Source organism: Nocardia sp. NPDC060249, from assembly GCF_042728755.1.
Lineage (GTDB): Bacteria > Actinomycetota > Actinomycetes > Mycobacteriales > Mycobacteriaceae > Nocardia.
Genome location: NZ_JBHXAQ010000010.1, coordinates 125,595 through 140,486 on the forward strand (window position 1 = coordinate 125,595; position 14,892 = coordinate 140,486).

Genomic DNA, 14,892 nt, shown 5'->3' on the forward strand with positions numbered 1-14,892 from the left:
ACCGGGAAATGGGATCGAGAAGTGGGGCACATGATGAATTCGTTGTCGAGCACCCAGCACTGGACGACCGCCGCGGACCCGGAGCTCGCCGTGACCACGCGTGGCGAAGTGCCGGCCCAGGACGTCACCCGTGCTGTTCGCGCCATCACCCGCGTGATGCGCAGGCATCACCTCGACAGCCCGGCCAGGGTGCGCGTCACCGCGCCGCAGGGATACGACGAGCCGACCCTGGTGCAGGCCAATATCCGGACCAACGACACGTTCACCCGTGTCCAGGTCACCGGCCCCGGCGGCTTCGCGGTCACCTTCGCCGCCGAACGGCTCGACCGCCAGCTCGCCCGCCGCGCGGGTAAGGAAGCGCGCGGCGCGTGGCCCGACCCGGCCCGCCGTCCGCTGGCCCAGATCACCGAGACGCGCCCGATCATCCGCCGCAAGGACTGTGCCCTGATGACCGGCACACCGCTGGAAGCCAGCACCGTCCTGGACGCGATGGACTATGACGCCTACCTGTTCACCGACGCCGACACCGGCGAGGACGCCATCGTGACGTGGGCCGACCCGCACGGCGTCTCGCTGGCCAGGCAGCGGCTCACCGCCGCGGCGGACCGGTCGGCCGAGCTGCCGCTGACCGCGAGCGCGATGCCGGTACGGGTGGTGCAGGACGCGGCTCCCGTCTTCGCCGAGGACGAGGCCTCCGACGCGCTGTGCGCGGCCGGGCTGCCCTACCTGTTCTTCACCGACAGCCACACCGGCCGCGGCAACCTGCTCTACCGCCGCTACGACGGGGACCTCACCATCGTCGTCCCGTCCTGAGCCGTCAGGGCTCGCGGAGTTTGGTCGCCAGGACGGCGGCCTGGGTGCGACGTTCGACACCCAGTTTCGCCAGCAGTCGCGAGACGTAGTTCTTGACCGTTTTCTCCGCGAGGAACATGCGCGCGGCGATCTGCCGGTTGGTCAGGCCCTCACCGAGCAGTTCGAGCAGTCGTCGTTCCTGGTCGGTGAGCCCGGCCAGTGGCCCGGACGGTTCGGCGCTGCGGCGCAGCCGGGCGCGCAGGGCGTCGGCGGCGCGGGTATCGAGCAGCGAGTGGCCCGCGCCCACCTGCTTGATCGCGTCGGCCAGTTTCATCCCGTCGATGTTCTTCACCACGTACCCGCTGGCGCCGGCCAAAATGGCGTCGAGCATGGCGTGCTCATCGGAGAACGAGGTCAGGATCAGGCAGTGCAGGTCATCGAACTCGGCCAGCAGGTTGCGGCACAGCTCGATGCCGTTGCCGTCGGGTAACCGCACGTCGAGGACCGCGACATCGGGGCGGGCCTCGCGGATGCGCACCATCGCCTCGGCGACGCCACCTGCCTGACCGATCACAGTGAGTTCTGGATCACCTTCGAGCAGGTCGATCAACCCTCGCCGCACGATCTCGTGGTCGTCGACCAGGAACACCTCGAGCACGCCGGCTCCTTCATCATGTCGAACGATCCCCCCTTGTGGTCCAACATAATCCGCGTAACTCGGTCGTGGGGCTTGTCGGCGAACGAGAAATGTCACGCCCCCTGCACAGCGCCACGGGGCGAGGGGGCCGCTCGCCTGCGGACCGAAACTTGTCGGACCCCCGGCCTAGCATTGACGACGGGGGAATATGTCCGGTCGGCGGATGACGATGGAGAAGGGATTCACCAGGTGGCGGAACGCCTCACTGTGCGCGGAGCTCGGGAACACAACCTGAAAGGTGTAGACCTGGATTTGCCGCGCGACAGCCTGATCGTGTTCACCGGTCTGTCCGGTTCCGGGAAGTCGAGCTTGGCGTTCGACACGATCTTCGCCGAGGGGCAGCGTCGCTACGTCGAATCGCTGTCGGCCTACGCGCGTCAGTTCCTCGGGCAGATGGACAAGCCGGATGTCGACTTCATCGAGGGGCTCTCGCCCGCGGTGTCGATCGACCAGAAGTCGACCAACCGCAACCCGCGGTCCACGGTCGGCACCATCACCGAGGTCTACGACTACCTGCGCCTGCTCTACGCCCGTGCGGGCACACCGCACTGCCCGGTCTGCCACGAGCTGATCGAAAAGCAGAGCCCGCAGCAGATCGTCGACCAGGTACTCGCCATGGACGACGGCCTCAAGTTCCAGGTGCTCGCGCCGGTGGTGCGCACCCGCAAGGGCGAGTTCGTCGACCTGTTCGACCAGCTCAAGACCCAGGGTTACTCGCGCGTGCGGGTCGACGGCGTGGTGTATCCGCTCACCGATCCGCCGAAGCTGAAGAAGCAGGAGAAGCACGACGTCGAGGTGGTCGTCGACCGGCTCTCGGTCAAGGCCGCCTCCAAGCAGCGCCTCACCGACTCGATCGAGACCGCGCTGCGGCTGGCCGACGGCATCGTCGTGCTCGACTTCGTCGACCGCGACGAGCACGCCCACGACCGGGAGCGCCGCTTCTCCGAACGCCTGGCCTGCCCCAACGGCCACCCCCTCGACATCGAAGACCTCGAGCCCCGCTCGTTCTCCTTCAACTCGCCCTACGGCGCCTGCCCTGACTGCACCGGCCTCGGCATCCGCAAGGAAGTCGACCCGGAACTGGTGGTGCCCGACCCGGACCTGAGCCTGGCCGAGGGCGCGATCGCCCCGTGGTCGCGCGGGCAGACCGCCGAGTACTTCAACCGGTTGCTGTCCGGCCTGGCCGAGGCGATCGGCTTCTCGATGGACACCCCGTGGCGCGACCTGCCCGCGAAGGCCCGCAAGGCGGTGCTGGAAGGCAGCTCCGACCAGGTGCACGTCTCCTACACCAACCGCTACGGCCGCAAGCGCTCCTACTACGCCGATTTCGAAGGCGTGATGCCGTTCCTGCAGCGGCGCATGGAGAACACCGAGTCCGAGCAGATGAAAGAGCACTACGACGGGTACATGCGCGATGTGGCGTGCCCGGTCTGCAACGGCTCCCGGTTGCGCCCGGAGATCCTGGCCGTCACCTTGGCCTCCGACGGCACCGACAAGTCGATCGCCGAGGTCAGCGAGCTGTCCATCGGCGACTGCGCGCACTTCCTGAACGCGCTCACGCTGGGGGAGCGCGAGACCGCGATCGCCGGGCAGGTGCTCAAGGAGATCCAGGCCCGGCTCGGCTTCCTGCTCGACGTCGGCCTCGAATACCTGACGCTGTCGCGGGCCGCCGCGACCCTGTCCGGCGGTGAGGCGCAGCGCATCCGGCTGGCCACCCAGATCGGCTCCGGTCTGGTCGGTGTCCTCTATGTCCTCGACGAGCCGTCGATCGGCCTGCACCAGCGCGACAACCGCAGGCTCATCGAGACGCTGCTGCGCTTGAAGAAGCTGGGCAACACGCTGATCGTCGTCGAGCACGACGAGGACACCATCCGCGCCTCGGACTGGGTGGTCGACATCGGCCCCCTCGCCGGCGAGCACGGTGGTCGCGTGGTGCACAGCGGTCCCTATGCGGAGCTGCTGACCGAGCCCGAATCGCTCACCGGCGCTTACCTTTCCGGCCGCGAGCAGATCGAGCTGCCGCTGGTGCGGCGCCCGATCGACAAGAAGCGCAAGCTCGCCGTCGTCGGCGCCACCGAGCACAATCTGCGCAATGTCGACGTGGCGTTCCCGCTGGGGGTGCTCACCGCGGTCACCGGTGTCTCCGGTTCGGGCAAGTCGACCCTGGTCAACGACATCTTGGCCACTGTTCTCGCGAACAAGCTCAACGGTGCCCGCCAGGTGCCGGGCCGGCACACCAGGGTCAACGGTCTCGACAACCTCGACAAGCTGGTGCAGGTGGACCAGTCGCCGATCGGGCGCACCCCGCGCTCGAACCCGGCCACCTACACCGGTGTCTTCGACAAGATCCGCACCCTGTTCGCCTCCACCACCGAGGCGAAGGTGCGCGGTTACCAGCCCGGGCGGTTCTCGTTCAATGTCAAGGGCGGCCGCTGCGAAGCCTGCTCGGGCGACGGCACGCTCAAGATCGAGATGAACTTCCTGCCCGATGTGTACGTTCCGTGCGAGGTCTGCCACGGCGCTCGGTACAACCGGGAAACCCTCGAGGTCCACTACAAAGGCAAGACGATCGCCGAAGTCCTCGACATGCCGATCGACGAGGCGGCCGACTTCTTCGAGGCGATCACCTCGATCCACCGCTATCTCAAGACACTCGTCGAGGTCGGTCTGGGGTACGTGCGGCTGGGCCAGAGCGCGCCGACCCTGTCCGGCGGTGAGGCGCAGCGCGTGAAGCTGGCCGCCGAGCTGCAGAAACGGTCCATGGGGCGGACGGTCTACATCCTCGACGAGCCGACCACCGGCCTGCATTTCGAAGACATCCGCAAACTGCTCAAGGTGATCAACGGACTGGTCGACAAGGGCAACACGGTGATCGTCATCGAGCACAACCTCGACGTGATCAAGACCGCCGACTGGGTCATCGACATGGGCCCCGAGGGCGGTTCGGGCGGCGGCACCGTGGTCGCCACCGGTACGCCGGAGGACATCGCCGGGGTGTCGGACAGCTACACCGGTCAGTTCCTGAAGGAAGTGCTGGCAGCGCCCGCGCCGAAGAAGCCCGCCGCGAAGAAGACGGCGGCGAAGAAGACGGCCGAGAAAGCCGCCCCGGCGGCGAAGAAGGCACCGGCGAAGAAGGCGCCGGCGGAGACGACCGCGGCCAAGCGGTTGGCGCGAAAGGCGGCCGCGTTGCGCTGAGCCGGGCTACCGTCCTTTCGAGACGTTCCGGCAGGGACTTTCCGAAAGCGCCACGAAGTGAAACAGCCGTGGGTAACATTCGCCTCACCGTCCCCGGAATGCCGGGTGGTAGCGGTTTGTCGACGGCTCGATCGTCGTGTAGTTCGAAAGGAACGTCCTCATGGATGAAGCCACCACGGCGCTCATCGCCCAGATTCTCGGTTTCCTCGCCGGCGGGTCATCGTTGGCTTACGAGCCCACCAAGCCGACCGTCTGACCTGGATTCGAAAGGAACGCCTGTAATGGATACCGGAAGCGCGGCGCTGCTCACCGCACTCGCCAACATGATCTCCTCCGGCTCGGCCGTCTCGGTCACCCCCGGCGGTCCCACGCCGACCCCCGTGGTCTGAGTCGCGACATTCGTTCGCAGCACAGAAAAGATCCGCCGACGCACCGCGTCGGCGGATCTTTTCGTTGACAGAACTCAGTGCACCGGGCCGGTGTACTTCTCGCCCGGGCCCGCGCCCGGTGCGTCCGGCACCGAGGAGGCCTCGCGGAACGCGCGCTGTAGCGCCTGCAAACCCTCGCGGATCGGGCCCGCGTGCGGGCCGAGGTACTCCACCGACGCCGTGACCAGCCCGGCCAGTGCGGTGATCACCCGGCGGGCCTCGTCGAGGTCGACGCCCGCGCCCGAATCCGGGTTCTCGCCGGCCAGGCCCAGCTTCTCCGCGGCCGAACTCATCAGCATCACGGCGGCGCGGCTGATCACCTCGACAGCGGGGATGTCGGCCAGGTCGCGGACAGGAGGATCGAGCTCGTCAGTCATGCTGATCAGGCTATAGCGAGCCCGATCGCGGGTGCTCGCGCCCGGGCGATTCGGTGATAGCTCAACGCCATGCTAAGCTTTCCGCTGACGACCGCCCCTGGATGTGTCATGCATCCGTGGGGCAGATAAGTGGAGCCCGACTCCCACCGTTACCGGCGAGCCATCGTTCGGATATACGGTCCCGGTCACCCGCTCATTGTGGTGGGTTTTCCGTGTGCCTGGCACGCGGGGGTCGACGACCGAGCTTGCGAGAGCATCGGCTGTGGGCGATCGGTCGACATCGGGCCCCGTCGCGGAGAAATACCGCAGCGGGGCTTTCGTGTTGAAACAGGGGTTGCAGTTATTGCGTGCGGTCGTTAAGACGACACCGCTTGACCTAGGAGGCCCCATCAGCACTGAGACCCGCATCAACGATCGCATCCGTGTTCCCGAGGTTCGTCTCATCGGACCCGGCGGCGAACAGGTTGGGATCGTGCGTGTTGAAGATGCACTACGCGTCGCGCTCGAAGCCGACCTCGACCTCGTCGAGGTAGCACCCGATGCCCGTCCGCCGGTCTGCAAGATCATGGACTACGGCAAGTTCAAGTACGAGACCGCGCAGAAGGCGCGCGAGTCCCGTAAGAACCAGGTCCAGACCGTGATCAAGGAGCAGAAGCTCCGTCCGAAGATCGACGACCACGACTACGAGACCAAGAAGCGCAACGTCGTTCGCTTCCTCGAAGCCGGGTCCAAGGTCAAGGTCACGATCATGTTCCGCGGTCGTGAGCAGTCGCGTCCCGAACTCGGCTTCCGGTTGCTCCAGCGTCTGGGCTCCGATGTGGCCGATCTCGGGTTCGTCGAGACCTCGGCCAAGCAGGACGGCCGCAACATGACCATGGTCCTCGCTCCCCACAAGGGTGCGAAGACGCGGGTGAAGGCCCAGCAGGACTCTTCGGCGCCGGCGGCGACACGTCAGCCGCTGCCGACCGGTCCCGCGAGCGCAGACCCGGCCGCACCGGTCGAGCAGGCCGCGCCTGCCGAGCAGGCTGCGCCGGCCGACCCGCAGTAAACGATTTCAACGACTAGATAGAGGAATCCATGCCGAAGAACAAGACCCACAGCGGCGCCAAGAAGCGATTCAAGGTGACCGGCCGGGGCAAGCTGCTTCGCGAGCAGGCGAACCGTCGCCACCTCCTGGAGCACAAGTCCTCTCGCCGGACTCGTCGTCTGGAAGGCACGGAGTCCGTCGCTTCCGTCGACGTCCCCCGCGTGAAGCGGCTGCTCGGTCTCGCCTGACCTTCGGGTCAGCCGGACCGTCGCAACCCGACGATTCCGCGGCCGGGATAACCGGACGCCGACAACTACCGAATTCGGGCGCCGCCGCGCCCCCAGATGATCAAGGACTACCAAAGTGGCACGCGTCAAAAGGGCCGTCAACGCTCAGAAGAAGCGCCGTTCCATCCTCGAGGCCTCCAAGGGCTACCGGGGCCAGCGTTCGCGCCTGTACCGCAAGGCCAAGGAACAGCAGCTCCACTCGCTGACCTACGCCTACCGTGACCGCAAGGCGCGCAAGGGTGACTTCCGCAAGCTGTGGATTGCTCGTATCAACGCCGCCGCGCGTCTGAACGACATCACCTACAACCGCTTCATCCAGGGCCTCAAGGCCGCTGGCGTCGAGGTGGACCGCAAGATCCTCGCCGAGCTCGCGGTCTCGGACGCCGAGGCCTTCGCCGGCCTGGTGGCTGTCGCCAAGGCCGCGCTGCCGGCCGACGTCAACGCCCCGGCCACCGCTGCCTGAGCTTGACAACACACAGCGATCTGTCGGAACGACCCGTGGACGCGCTCTCCGAGCGCAATCCGCGGGTCGTTTCCGCTGTCAAGCTCCAGCGCGCGGCCCAGCGCCGCAAGTCCGGGCTGTTCCTCGCCGAGGGCGCCAACGCGGTCTCCGCTGCCCTGGAGACCGGCCGCGTCCGGGAGATCTTCTATTCGCTCGCGGCCGCCGGTCGTGAGAACGCGCTGATCGCCGGTGCCACCGCCGACGGCGTCCGCACCACCTTGGTCAGCGATCGCGCCGCCGAACATCTCGGTGAAACCGTTACCGCGCCCGGCCTTGTCGCGGTGTGCGAACTGGTCGACGTGCCGCTCGGCGAGATCCTCGACCGTGGCCCGCGGATGCTCGCCGTACCCGTCGAGATCGCCGAACCCGGCAACGCGGGCACTCTGATCCGGGTAGCCGACGCGGTCGGTGCCGACGGCGTGGTGCTCGCGGGCGAAACGGTCGACCCGCACAACGGCAAATGCGTGCGTGCCAGCGCGGGTTCGCTGTTCCATGTCCCGGTCGCCCGCAGCCGCGATATCACCGCGACCCTCGACGCGATCTCCGCCGCAGGCGTGACGATCCTCGCGACCGCGGCCAACGGCGAGGTCGACCTCGACGCCGCCGACGACATCCTGCGCGGACCGGTCGCCTGGCTCTTCGGCAACGAGGCCCACGGCCTCGACCCCGCCGTCGCCGCCCGCGCCGACCACCGCATCCGCATCCCCATCCACGGCCGCGCCGAGAGCTTGAATCTGGCTGCGGCAGCGGCTATCTGCCTCTACGCGAGCGCCCGCGTCCAGCACGCGACGTAGTTCTCCCGCGCGCTGATGGGGCTCAGCACGAGGGTGTGGTGGCGCTGCGCAGGTCGGTGAGGATTTCGGTGGCCCAGGGGAGCGGAATCGCCTCGCTGCCCGCGACCTGCATCGCGGTCATGATGGTGAGCAGCATGCCGGTGGCGACGAAGCGGCGCGATTCCAGCGTGTCGGCGCCGGTGAGTTCGCCGATCAGGCGATAGATGCGCCCGAATCGCTCCCGCATGTGGTCGCCGATCGCCGGATCCGCGCTGGCGGCGGCGCCGTGCAGCATCATGAGGGGCAGTTCGCGTTCGGCCAGGAAGACGTCGAAGCCGTGGCCGAGGGTGCGCAGGGCCTCCGCGGTGTCGGCGCCGGGGGCGATCTCGGCGTCGCGGAACACCTGCTCGATGCGCGTGCACACCTCGAGCAGGCAGGCGATGAACAGTTGCTGCTTGGTGCCGAACAGGCGGATCACGTAGGGCTGCGACACTCCCGCCAGCCTGGCGATCTCATCGGTTTTCGTTGCGGCATAGCCGGTTTCGGCAAAGGCATGGATCGCGGCTTCGAGCACCTGGGCGCTGCGCTCGGACGCGGTCATCCGGGTTCTCGTCATGGGCGTCACTGCCTCCTCGTTCGAATGCCTCTTGACATGTTATCAGTCGATGCATAACGATGAGCAGAGAAGTTATCAGTCAATAACAACTAAGGGCTGGGCATGACGCAGACACTCGAATCCGGCGACGCGCGAGCCGCCGTGACGCCACCGACCTCCGGGGCGAAGAACAAGCCGCTCGGCGCGGTGATCGCCGCCGTCGGCATCCCGATGTTCATGGTCACGTTGGACAACCTCGTCGTGACGAACGCGCTCCCGGTGATCAAAACCGAACTGGGAGCGTCGCTGTCGGACCTGCAATGGTTCATCAACGCCTACACGCTGTCCTTCGCCGCGCTGCTGCTGTCGGCGTCGGCCCTGGGTGACCGGATCGGCCGTCGCCGTGTCTTCCTGGCCGGAATCGGGGTCTTCGTCGTCGCTTCCGCGGCGTGCGCGCTGGCCACCGAGCCGTGGATGCTCATCGCCGCCCGCGCGGTGCAGGGCGCCGGTGGTGCGGCCGTCATGCCGCTGTCGCTCACCTTGCTGGCTGCCGCGGTACCCGAGAAGATGCGCAGCGCCGCGATCGGCATCTGGGGCGGCATCGCCGGCCTCGGCGTCGCGGTCGGGCCGGTCGTCGGTGGTGCGGTGGTCGACGGCCTGAACTGGCAGTGGATCTTCTGGCTCAACGTCCCGATCGGTCTGCTGGCGCTGCCCTTCGCCGCCCGCATGCTGTCCGAATCACGGGGCGCCGCACGGAAACTCGACTACTTGGGCGTGCTGCTCTCGGCTGGTGGCGTGCTGGCGCTGGTCTGGGGCGTCATCCACGGCGCCGATGACGGCTGGACCGCACCGCAGGTCCTCACCGCGTTGATCGGCGGGGCTGCCCTGCTCGTCGCGTTCGTCGTCTGGGAGACCCGTGCCACCGATCCGATGCTCCCGCTGCGCATGTTCAGATCCCGCGGCCTGAGCCTCAGCTTCATCGTGTCCTTCGGCTTCTCGTCCGGCGTCTTCGGTTCGATCTTCCTGCTCGCCCAGTTCTTCCAGGTGGTCCAGGGCTACTCACCGCTGGAATCGGGTATCCGCACGATGCCGTGGACGATGGTCCCGATGGTCGTCGCACCGCTGGCAGGCCTGATCGTCGACCGCGTCGGCGCCCGCACCCTCATCGCGATCGGCCAGCTCTGCCTGGCCGTCTCCCTCGGCTGGATGGCGATGATCACCACGGCTGATGTCCCCTATCTCGCCTTCGTCGCCCCGTTCGTCCTCGGCGGCATCGGCATGGGCCTCACCTTCGCGCCCTCGTCCACCATCGTCATGGCCAGCGCTTCCCCCGCCGACCAGGGCATGGCATCGGGCATCAGCAGCACCGTTCGCGAAGTGGGCGTGGCCATGGGCATCGCCGTCCTGGCCTCGGTCTTCGCCTCTTACGGCTCCTACACCGACCCCCAGGCCTATGTGGACGGACTCGTTCCCGCGGTGTGGGTCGGTGCAGCCCTGGTCGCCTGCGCCGCGGTGGTGGCAGCGTTCCTGCCCCGGCACACTCAGCCCGCGCAATAGCCGCTGATCGGTTCCCTGGGCAGGTGGTTGCCGCCGAACGGCACGACAACCACCTGCTCGGCGTCGTCGTAGATGATGGAGCCCGGTGCGGCGGAGTCCAACCGCTCCCACTCGACCCCGTGCGCGTCGAGGATCGCGAGATATCCCTCGACCCGCTCGATCATCGCCACCGCGCTCGCCTTGAACCACGAGGCGGCACCCGGATGCCGTGCGCGGTCGTACACCGCTGGGTCGACGTCACCCGGATTCGTCAGATTCTCGCTGAACCAATCGTTGCCGCCACGGCGAAACCGCACCTCCTCGGCACTCAGCAGCCCCGCGGCCCACAGCCCGTTCACCAGGCCGAACACACCCGGACGCCGGCCGTGTCGGTCAGGGTGCGCCGCCTGGAATCGAACGTAGGACAGGGCGGCGGCCGACGTGATCCGGCGGCCGTCGAGCCCCGTCATCCTACACTGTCCGGGTGCTGGCCCTGCTCCGGCGCCGCCTGCCGTTCGGGCCGGTGCGCGCACAACCCCGCCGCCCGGGGGAACGGACGCCGCCCCACGGGCCCGATCCCGAAGCCACACAACGCAAGCCCGCTCCCCGGAGCGGTGCGTCGAGCACGCCGCCCCGGCGCAGACGTCGGATCGCCGGTCTGTTCAGCCATCGAGTCGTCCTGTTCTCGAGTCGAACACGCTGGTGTGTTTGCTCAGTTGGACGCGCCCCGATCCCATTCGGTTCCCTCGATCCCCGACCGATTTCCGATTGCCTCGAGAAGCGGCGAGCAGGCAGGGGCGACAGTGAAGAAACGACGCGGATCCTCGTCCCGACCTGGACCGGTCAGTCTTCATGGAGACCCCGCCGACCTGCGCTGATCGCGTCGCGAGTAATCCGGATGAATCGCGTCAACCCCATCCCATAGGATTTACGCAGCACCGATGCGGGATGGCAATGACGCGCCCGCGAACCGATCCCCAGGGGAGAGTCGAGAAGATCGTGGCCGACGACAACAGTGGAGTCGAGCAAAACGCCTCTTTGACCGAGGAGGCACTCGCGGCAGCGGCGGCGGAGGCCGAGAAGGCGTTTGCCGCGGCGGCCGATCTGGATGCGCTGGCGGTCGCCAAGACCGACTTCATCGGCGGTAAGTCGCCGATCGCGCTCGCGCAGCGTGGGCTGGGCAGCGTGCCCAAGGAAGAGAAGGCCGAGGCCGGTAAGCGGGTCAACGTCGCGCGTAAGCGGGTGTCGGACGCGTTCGAGGCGCGCCGGGCCGCGCTCTTGGCGGAGCGCGATCAGGCGGTGCTCATCTCCGAGAAGATCGACGTCACGCTGCCCGCCCGACGTCAGCCGGTGGGCGCCCGGCACCCGATCACCGTGATCTCCGAGCAGATCGCCGACTTCTTCGTCGGCATGGGCTGGGAGGTCGCCGAGGGGCCCGAGGTGGAGACCGAGCACTTCAACTTCGACGCGCTGAACTTCCTGCCCGACCACCCGGCGCGCACCATGCAGGACACCTTCCACATCGCCCCGGAGGGTTCGCGCCAGGTGCTGCGCACGCACACCTCCCCGGTCCAGGTGCGGTCCATGCTGGAGCGCGAGGTGCCGATCTATGTCGCGTGCCCCGGTCGCACCTTCCGCACCGACGAGCTCGACGCCACCCACACCCCGGTGTTCTCCCAGGTGGAGGGTCTGGCGATCGACAAGGGCCTGACCATGGCGCACCTGCGCGGTGTCCTCGACGCGTTCGCGCAGGCCATGTTCGGCCCCGAGACCCGTACTCGCATGCGCCCCAACTACTTCCCCTTCACCGAGCCGTCGGCCGAGGTCGACGTGTGGTTCCCGAACAAGAAGGGCGGCGCGGGCTGGATCGAGTGGGGCGGCTGCGGCATGGTGAACCCGAAGGTCCTGATCGCCAGCGGCATCGATCCCGAGGTGTATTCCGGGTTCGCGTTCGGCATGGGCATGGAGCGCACCCTGCAGTTCCAGACCACCATCGCCGACATGCGCGACATCGTCGAGGGTGACGTGCGGTTCACCCTGCCCTTCGGTATCCGGTCTTAGAGAGAGAGCGAAACGTCAAGTGCGAGTAGCACAGTCCTGGCTGACCGAGATCCTGCAGCGCACCACCCCCGAGTGGTCGGTGTCGGCGCAAGAGCTCGACGCGGGCTTCGTCCGGGTGGGTTTGGAAGTCGAAGAGGTCGACCAGCTCGAGCCGATCGGCGGCAGTATCGACAAGCCGCTGGTTGTCGGCCGCGTCGCCGAGATCACCGAGCTCACCGAGTTCAAGAAGCCGATCCGCTTCTGCAGGGTCGACGTCGGCAACCCCGAGTTGCAGGAAATCGTCTGTGGTGCGCGCAATTTCGCGGTCGGTGACCTCGTCGTCGTCGTGCTGCCCGGTGGCGTGCTGCCCGGCGGGTTCACGATCTCCTCGCGCAAGACCTACGGTCACACCTCCAACGGCATGATCTGCTCGGTCGCCGAACTCGGCATCGGCAAGGATCACGACGGCATCCTGGTGCTCGAGCCCGGTTCCGCGCAGCCCGGCGACGACGCGAATGTGCTGCTCGGCACCGATGACACGATCATCGAACTCAACATCACGCCCGATCGTGGCTACTGCTTCTCGGTGCGCGGCCTGGCCCGCGAGCTGGCCTGCGGATTCGACCTCGAATACGCCGACCCCGCCGTGCGCACGCTGCCGGAGGCCGACCCCGAGGCCTGGCCCGTTCGCCTGGAGGACGATTCGGACTGCACCCGCTTCGGCGTGCGCCGCGTCACCGGGATGAACCCGAACGCGGTGAGCCCGCTGTGGTTGCAGCGCAGGCTGATGCTGTCGGGCATGCGCCCGATCTCCCCGGCTGTCGACGTCACCAACTACGTGATGCTCGAACTCGGTCAGCCGCTGCACGCCTTCGACGCCGCGAAGCTGCACGGTGGCCTGGTGGTTCGCTCGGCGCACAAGGGCGAGACCCTGCGCACCCTCGACGACACCGAACGCACCCTCGACGCCGAGGACGTGGTGATCGTCGATGATTCCGGCGTCATCTCCCTCGCCGGTGTCATGGGCGGCGCGAGCACCGAGGTCAGCGCGCAGACCACCGATGTGGTCCTGGAGGCCGCCGTCTGGAACCCGCTGCGGGTGTACCGGACCTCGCGCAGGCACAAGCTCTCCTCGGAGGCGGGCAAGCGCTACGAACGCGTCGTCGACCCCGAGATCAATGTCGCCGCGCTCGACCGCGCCGCCACTCTGCTCGCCGACATCACCGGCGGCACCATCGAATCCGCGCTCACCGACATCCGGGTGCCGCTGGAGCCGGTCGCGCCGATCGCGATGGACATCGACCTGCCCGACCGCGTCGCCGGCGTCACCTACCCGGCCGGCACCTCCGTGCGCAGGCTGGCCCAGATCGGCGCGGGCGTCGAGATCGAGGTCAACGACGCGGGCAAGACCCAGCTGCTGGTGACCCCGCCGAGCTGGCGCCCCGATCTCGCGCAGCCCGCCGACCTGGTCGAAGAGGTCCTGCGGCTGGAGGGTCTCGAGCAGATCCCGTCCGTGCTGCCGACCGCGCCCGGCGGTCGCGGTCTGACCGCGCAGCAGCAGCGCCGTCGTGCGGTGAGCCGGGCGCTGGCCTTCGCCGGCGCCGTCGAGGTGCCGCCGCCCGCTTTCCTGCCCGGCGGTGTGTTCGAGGTGTGGGGGCTCGACGCCGACGACCCGCGCCGCAACACCACCCGCGTCCTGAATCCCCTGGACAGCGACCGTCCCGAACTGGCGACCACATTGCTGCCGGGTCTGCTGGAAGTGGCCGCCCGCAACATCTCTCGCGGTGCGCGCGACCTGACCATCTACGGCATCGCCCAGGTGGTGCAGCCCGGCGCGCAGACCCACTCGGTCGAGGCGCTGCCGGTGGACCGTCGTCCCACCGACGAGCAGATCGCCGAGCTCATAGCGTCGCTGCCCGCCCAGCCGGTGCACGTCGCCGCGGTGCTCAGCGGCAAGCACGACCCGCGCGGGCCGTGGGGTCCGGGCCGTCCGGCCGAGGCCGCCGACGCCTTCGCGCTGGTCGACGACATCGCCGACGCGGCGGGTGTCGTCATCGAACGCCGGGCCGTCGCCTACCTCCCCTGGCACCCCGGTCGCTGCGCGGAACTGCTCGTCGACGGTGTGGTCGTCGGCCATGCGGGCGAACTGCACCCCGCTGTGCTGGAGCGCGCCGGTCTGCCGCCGCGCACCTGTGCGCTGGAAGTGGACCTCGACGCCCTGCCGCTGAGCGAATCCCTGCCCGCGCCCACGATCTCGGCGTTCCCGGCAGTCCTGCAGGACGTGTCGATCAGCGTCGAGAAGACCGTCCCGGCCGCGCAGGTGGAAACGGCGCTGCGCACCGGCGGCGGCGACCTGCTCGAGAGCATCGCCCTGTTCGATGTCTACGAAGGAGCCCAGGCAGGCGAGGGCCGCAAATCCCTCACCTACGCCCTGCGCTTCCGGGCACCCGACCGCACCCTCACCGAAGACGAGGCCAGCGCCGCCCGCGACGCCGCCGTCGCCTCGGCCACCACCGCGGTCGGCGCCGAGCTGCGCGGCTGATCCTCACCCGCCACCCGAAGGCCGCCCGGTTCCGCCGGGCGGCCTTTGTCGTGCGCGGGTGTCTCGCAGATGCGCGGGGAACAGGGGCGAGCGGTTGGGCT

General features: G+C 68.2%; 13 protein-coding genes. 9 read left to right on the forward strand and 4 right to left on the reverse strand.

Annotated elements, in window-relative coordinates:
• Positions 1 to 30: 30 nt before the first annotated feature.
• Positions 31 to 813 (forward strand): sigma 54 modulation/S30EA ribosomal C-terminal domain-containing protein, encoded by a 783-nt coding sequence (locus ACFWFP_RS27725; protein WP_379299766.1) that lies wholly within the window; start codon positions 31 to 33, stop codon positions 811 to 813.
• A gap of 4 nt (positions 814 to 817) precedes the next feature.
• On the opposite strand, the gene ACFWFP_RS27730 is transcribed toward ACFWFP_RS27725, so the two are convergent.
• Entirely contained in the window at positions 818 to 1,450 is a 633-nt protein-coding gene (locus tag ACFWFP_RS27730; protein WP_056824462.1) for a response regulator transcription factor, read from the reverse strand.
• A 228-nt stretch (positions 1,451 to 1,678) separates the two neighbouring features.
• Here ACFWFP_RS27730 and uvrA point away from each other — a divergent pair, with 228 nt between their 5' ends.
• Positions 1,679 to 4,684 (forward strand): excinuclease ABC subunit UvrA, encoded by a 3,006-nt coding sequence (gene uvrA, locus ACFWFP_RS27735; RefSeq protein WP_379299768.1) that lies wholly within the window; start codon positions 1,679 to 1,681, stop codon positions 4,682 to 4,684.
• Between the two features lie 463 nt (positions 4,685 to 5,147).
• On the opposite strand, the gene ACFWFP_RS27740 is transcribed toward uvrA, so the two are convergent.
• On the reverse strand, positions 5,148 to 5,489 hold the full coding sequence (locus ACFWFP_RS27740; protein ID WP_379299770.1) for a DUF1844 domain-containing protein: 342 nt from the start codon (positions 5,487 to 5,489) through the stop codon (positions 5,148 to 5,150).
• A gap of 334 nt (positions 5,490 to 5,823) precedes the next feature.
• Here ACFWFP_RS27740 and infC point away from each other — a divergent pair, with 334 nt between their 5' ends.
• The 4 genes from infC (at position 5,824) to ACFWFP_RS27760 (ending at position 8,099) form a co-directional block, all read left to right on the forward strand.
• Entirely contained in the window at positions 5,824 to 6,537 is a 714-nt protein-coding gene (gene infC / locus ACFWFP_RS27745; RefSeq protein WP_379299857.1) for a translation initiation factor IF-3, read from the forward strand.
• Positions 6,538 to 6,566: 29 nt separating this feature from the next.
• A complete protein-coding gene (gene rpmI / locus ACFWFP_RS27750; RefSeq protein ID WP_056824456.1) occupies positions 6,567 to 6,764 on the forward strand; it encodes a 50S ribosomal protein L35 in 198 nt (65 codons plus the stop codon).
• 115 nt (positions 6,765 to 6,879) lie between these two features.
• The gene (gene rplT / locus ACFWFP_RS27755; RefSeq protein WP_019046423.1) at positions 6,880 to 7,266 is read left to right on the forward strand and encodes a 50S ribosomal protein L20; all 387 of its coding nucleotides are present in this window, start codon (positions 6,880 to 6,882) and stop codon (positions 7,264 to 7,266) included.
• Between the two features lie 35 nt (positions 7,267 to 7,301).
• Positions 7,302 to 8,099, forward strand: a complete 798-nt coding sequence (locus ACFWFP_RS27760) for a TrmH family RNA methyltransferase (RefSeq protein ID WP_379299772.1) — start codon at positions 7,302 to 7,304, stop codon at positions 8,097 to 8,099.
• 22 nt (positions 8,100 to 8,121) lie between these two features.
• Here ACFWFP_RS27760 and ACFWFP_RS27765 read toward each other — a convergent pair whose 3' ends face one another.
• Positions 8,122 to 8,694: a TetR/AcrR family transcriptional regulator gene (locus ACFWFP_RS27765; RefSeq protein ID WP_379299774.1), complete on the reverse strand. Its 573-nt coding sequence runs from the start codon at positions 8,692 to 8,694 to the stop codon at positions 8,122 to 8,124.
• Between the two features lie 102 nt (positions 8,695 to 8,796).
• On the opposite strand from ACFWFP_RS27765, the gene ACFWFP_RS27770 reads away from it, so the two are divergent.
• On the forward strand, positions 8,797 to 10,230 hold the full coding sequence (locus tag ACFWFP_RS27770; RefSeq protein ID WP_379299776.1) for a DHA2 family efflux MFS transporter permease subunit: 1,434 nt from the start codon (positions 8,797 to 8,799) through the stop codon (positions 10,228 to 10,230).
• Here ACFWFP_RS27770 and ACFWFP_RS27775 read toward each other — a convergent pair.
• Complete coding sequence (locus ACFWFP_RS27775) at positions 10,215 to 10,679, reverse strand: hypothetical protein (RefSeq protein WP_379299778.1); 465 nt, start codon at positions 10,677 to 10,679, stop codon at positions 10,215 to 10,217. The genes ACFWFP_RS27770 and ACFWFP_RS27775 overlap by 16 nt on opposite strands.
• A 529-nt stretch (positions 10,680 to 11,208) precedes the next feature.
• Here ACFWFP_RS27775 and pheS point away from each other — a divergent pair.
• Complete coding sequence (pheS, locus tag ACFWFP_RS27780) at positions 11,209 to 12,270, forward strand: phenylalanine--tRNA ligase subunit alpha (RefSeq protein ID WP_378637343.1); 1,062 nt, start codon at positions 11,209 to 11,211, stop codon at positions 12,268 to 12,270.
• Between the two features lie 19 nt (positions 12,271 to 12,289).
• Positions 12,290 to 14,791 (forward strand): phenylalanine--tRNA ligase subunit beta, encoded by a 2,502-nt coding sequence (pheT, locus tag ACFWFP_RS27785; RefSeq protein WP_379299780.1) that lies wholly within the window; start codon positions 12,290 to 12,292, stop codon positions 14,789 to 14,791.
• Positions 14,792 to 14,892: the final 101 nt, after the last annotated feature.

Excerpts from the sequence above, each read along its gene's own strand:
- ACFWFP_RS27725 (WP_379299766.1), top strand. The coding sequence starts at position 31 with ATGATGAATTCGTTGTCGAGCACCCAGCACTGGACGACCGCCGCGGAC.
- ACFWFP_RS27740 (WP_379299770.1), bottom strand. The coding sequence starts at position 5,489 with ATGACTGACGAGCTCGATCCTCCTGTCCGCGACCTGGCCGACATCCCC.
- rpmI (WP_056824456.1), top strand. The coding sequence starts at position 6,567 with ATGCCGAAGAACAAGACCCACAGCGGCGCCAAGAAGCGATTCAAGGTG.
- ACFWFP_RS27765 (WP_379299774.1), bottom strand. The coding sequence starts at position 8,694 with ATGACGAGAACCCGGATGACCGCGTCCGAGCGCAGCGCCCAGGTGCTC.
- ACFWFP_RS27770 (WP_379299776.1), top strand. The coding sequence starts at position 8,797 with ATGACGCAGACACTCGAATCCGGCGACGCGCGAGCCGCCGTGACGCCA.
- ACFWFP_RS27775 (WP_379299778.1), bottom strand. The coding sequence starts at position 10,679 with ATGACGGGGCTCGACGGCCGCCGGATCACGTCGGCCGCCGCCCTGTCC.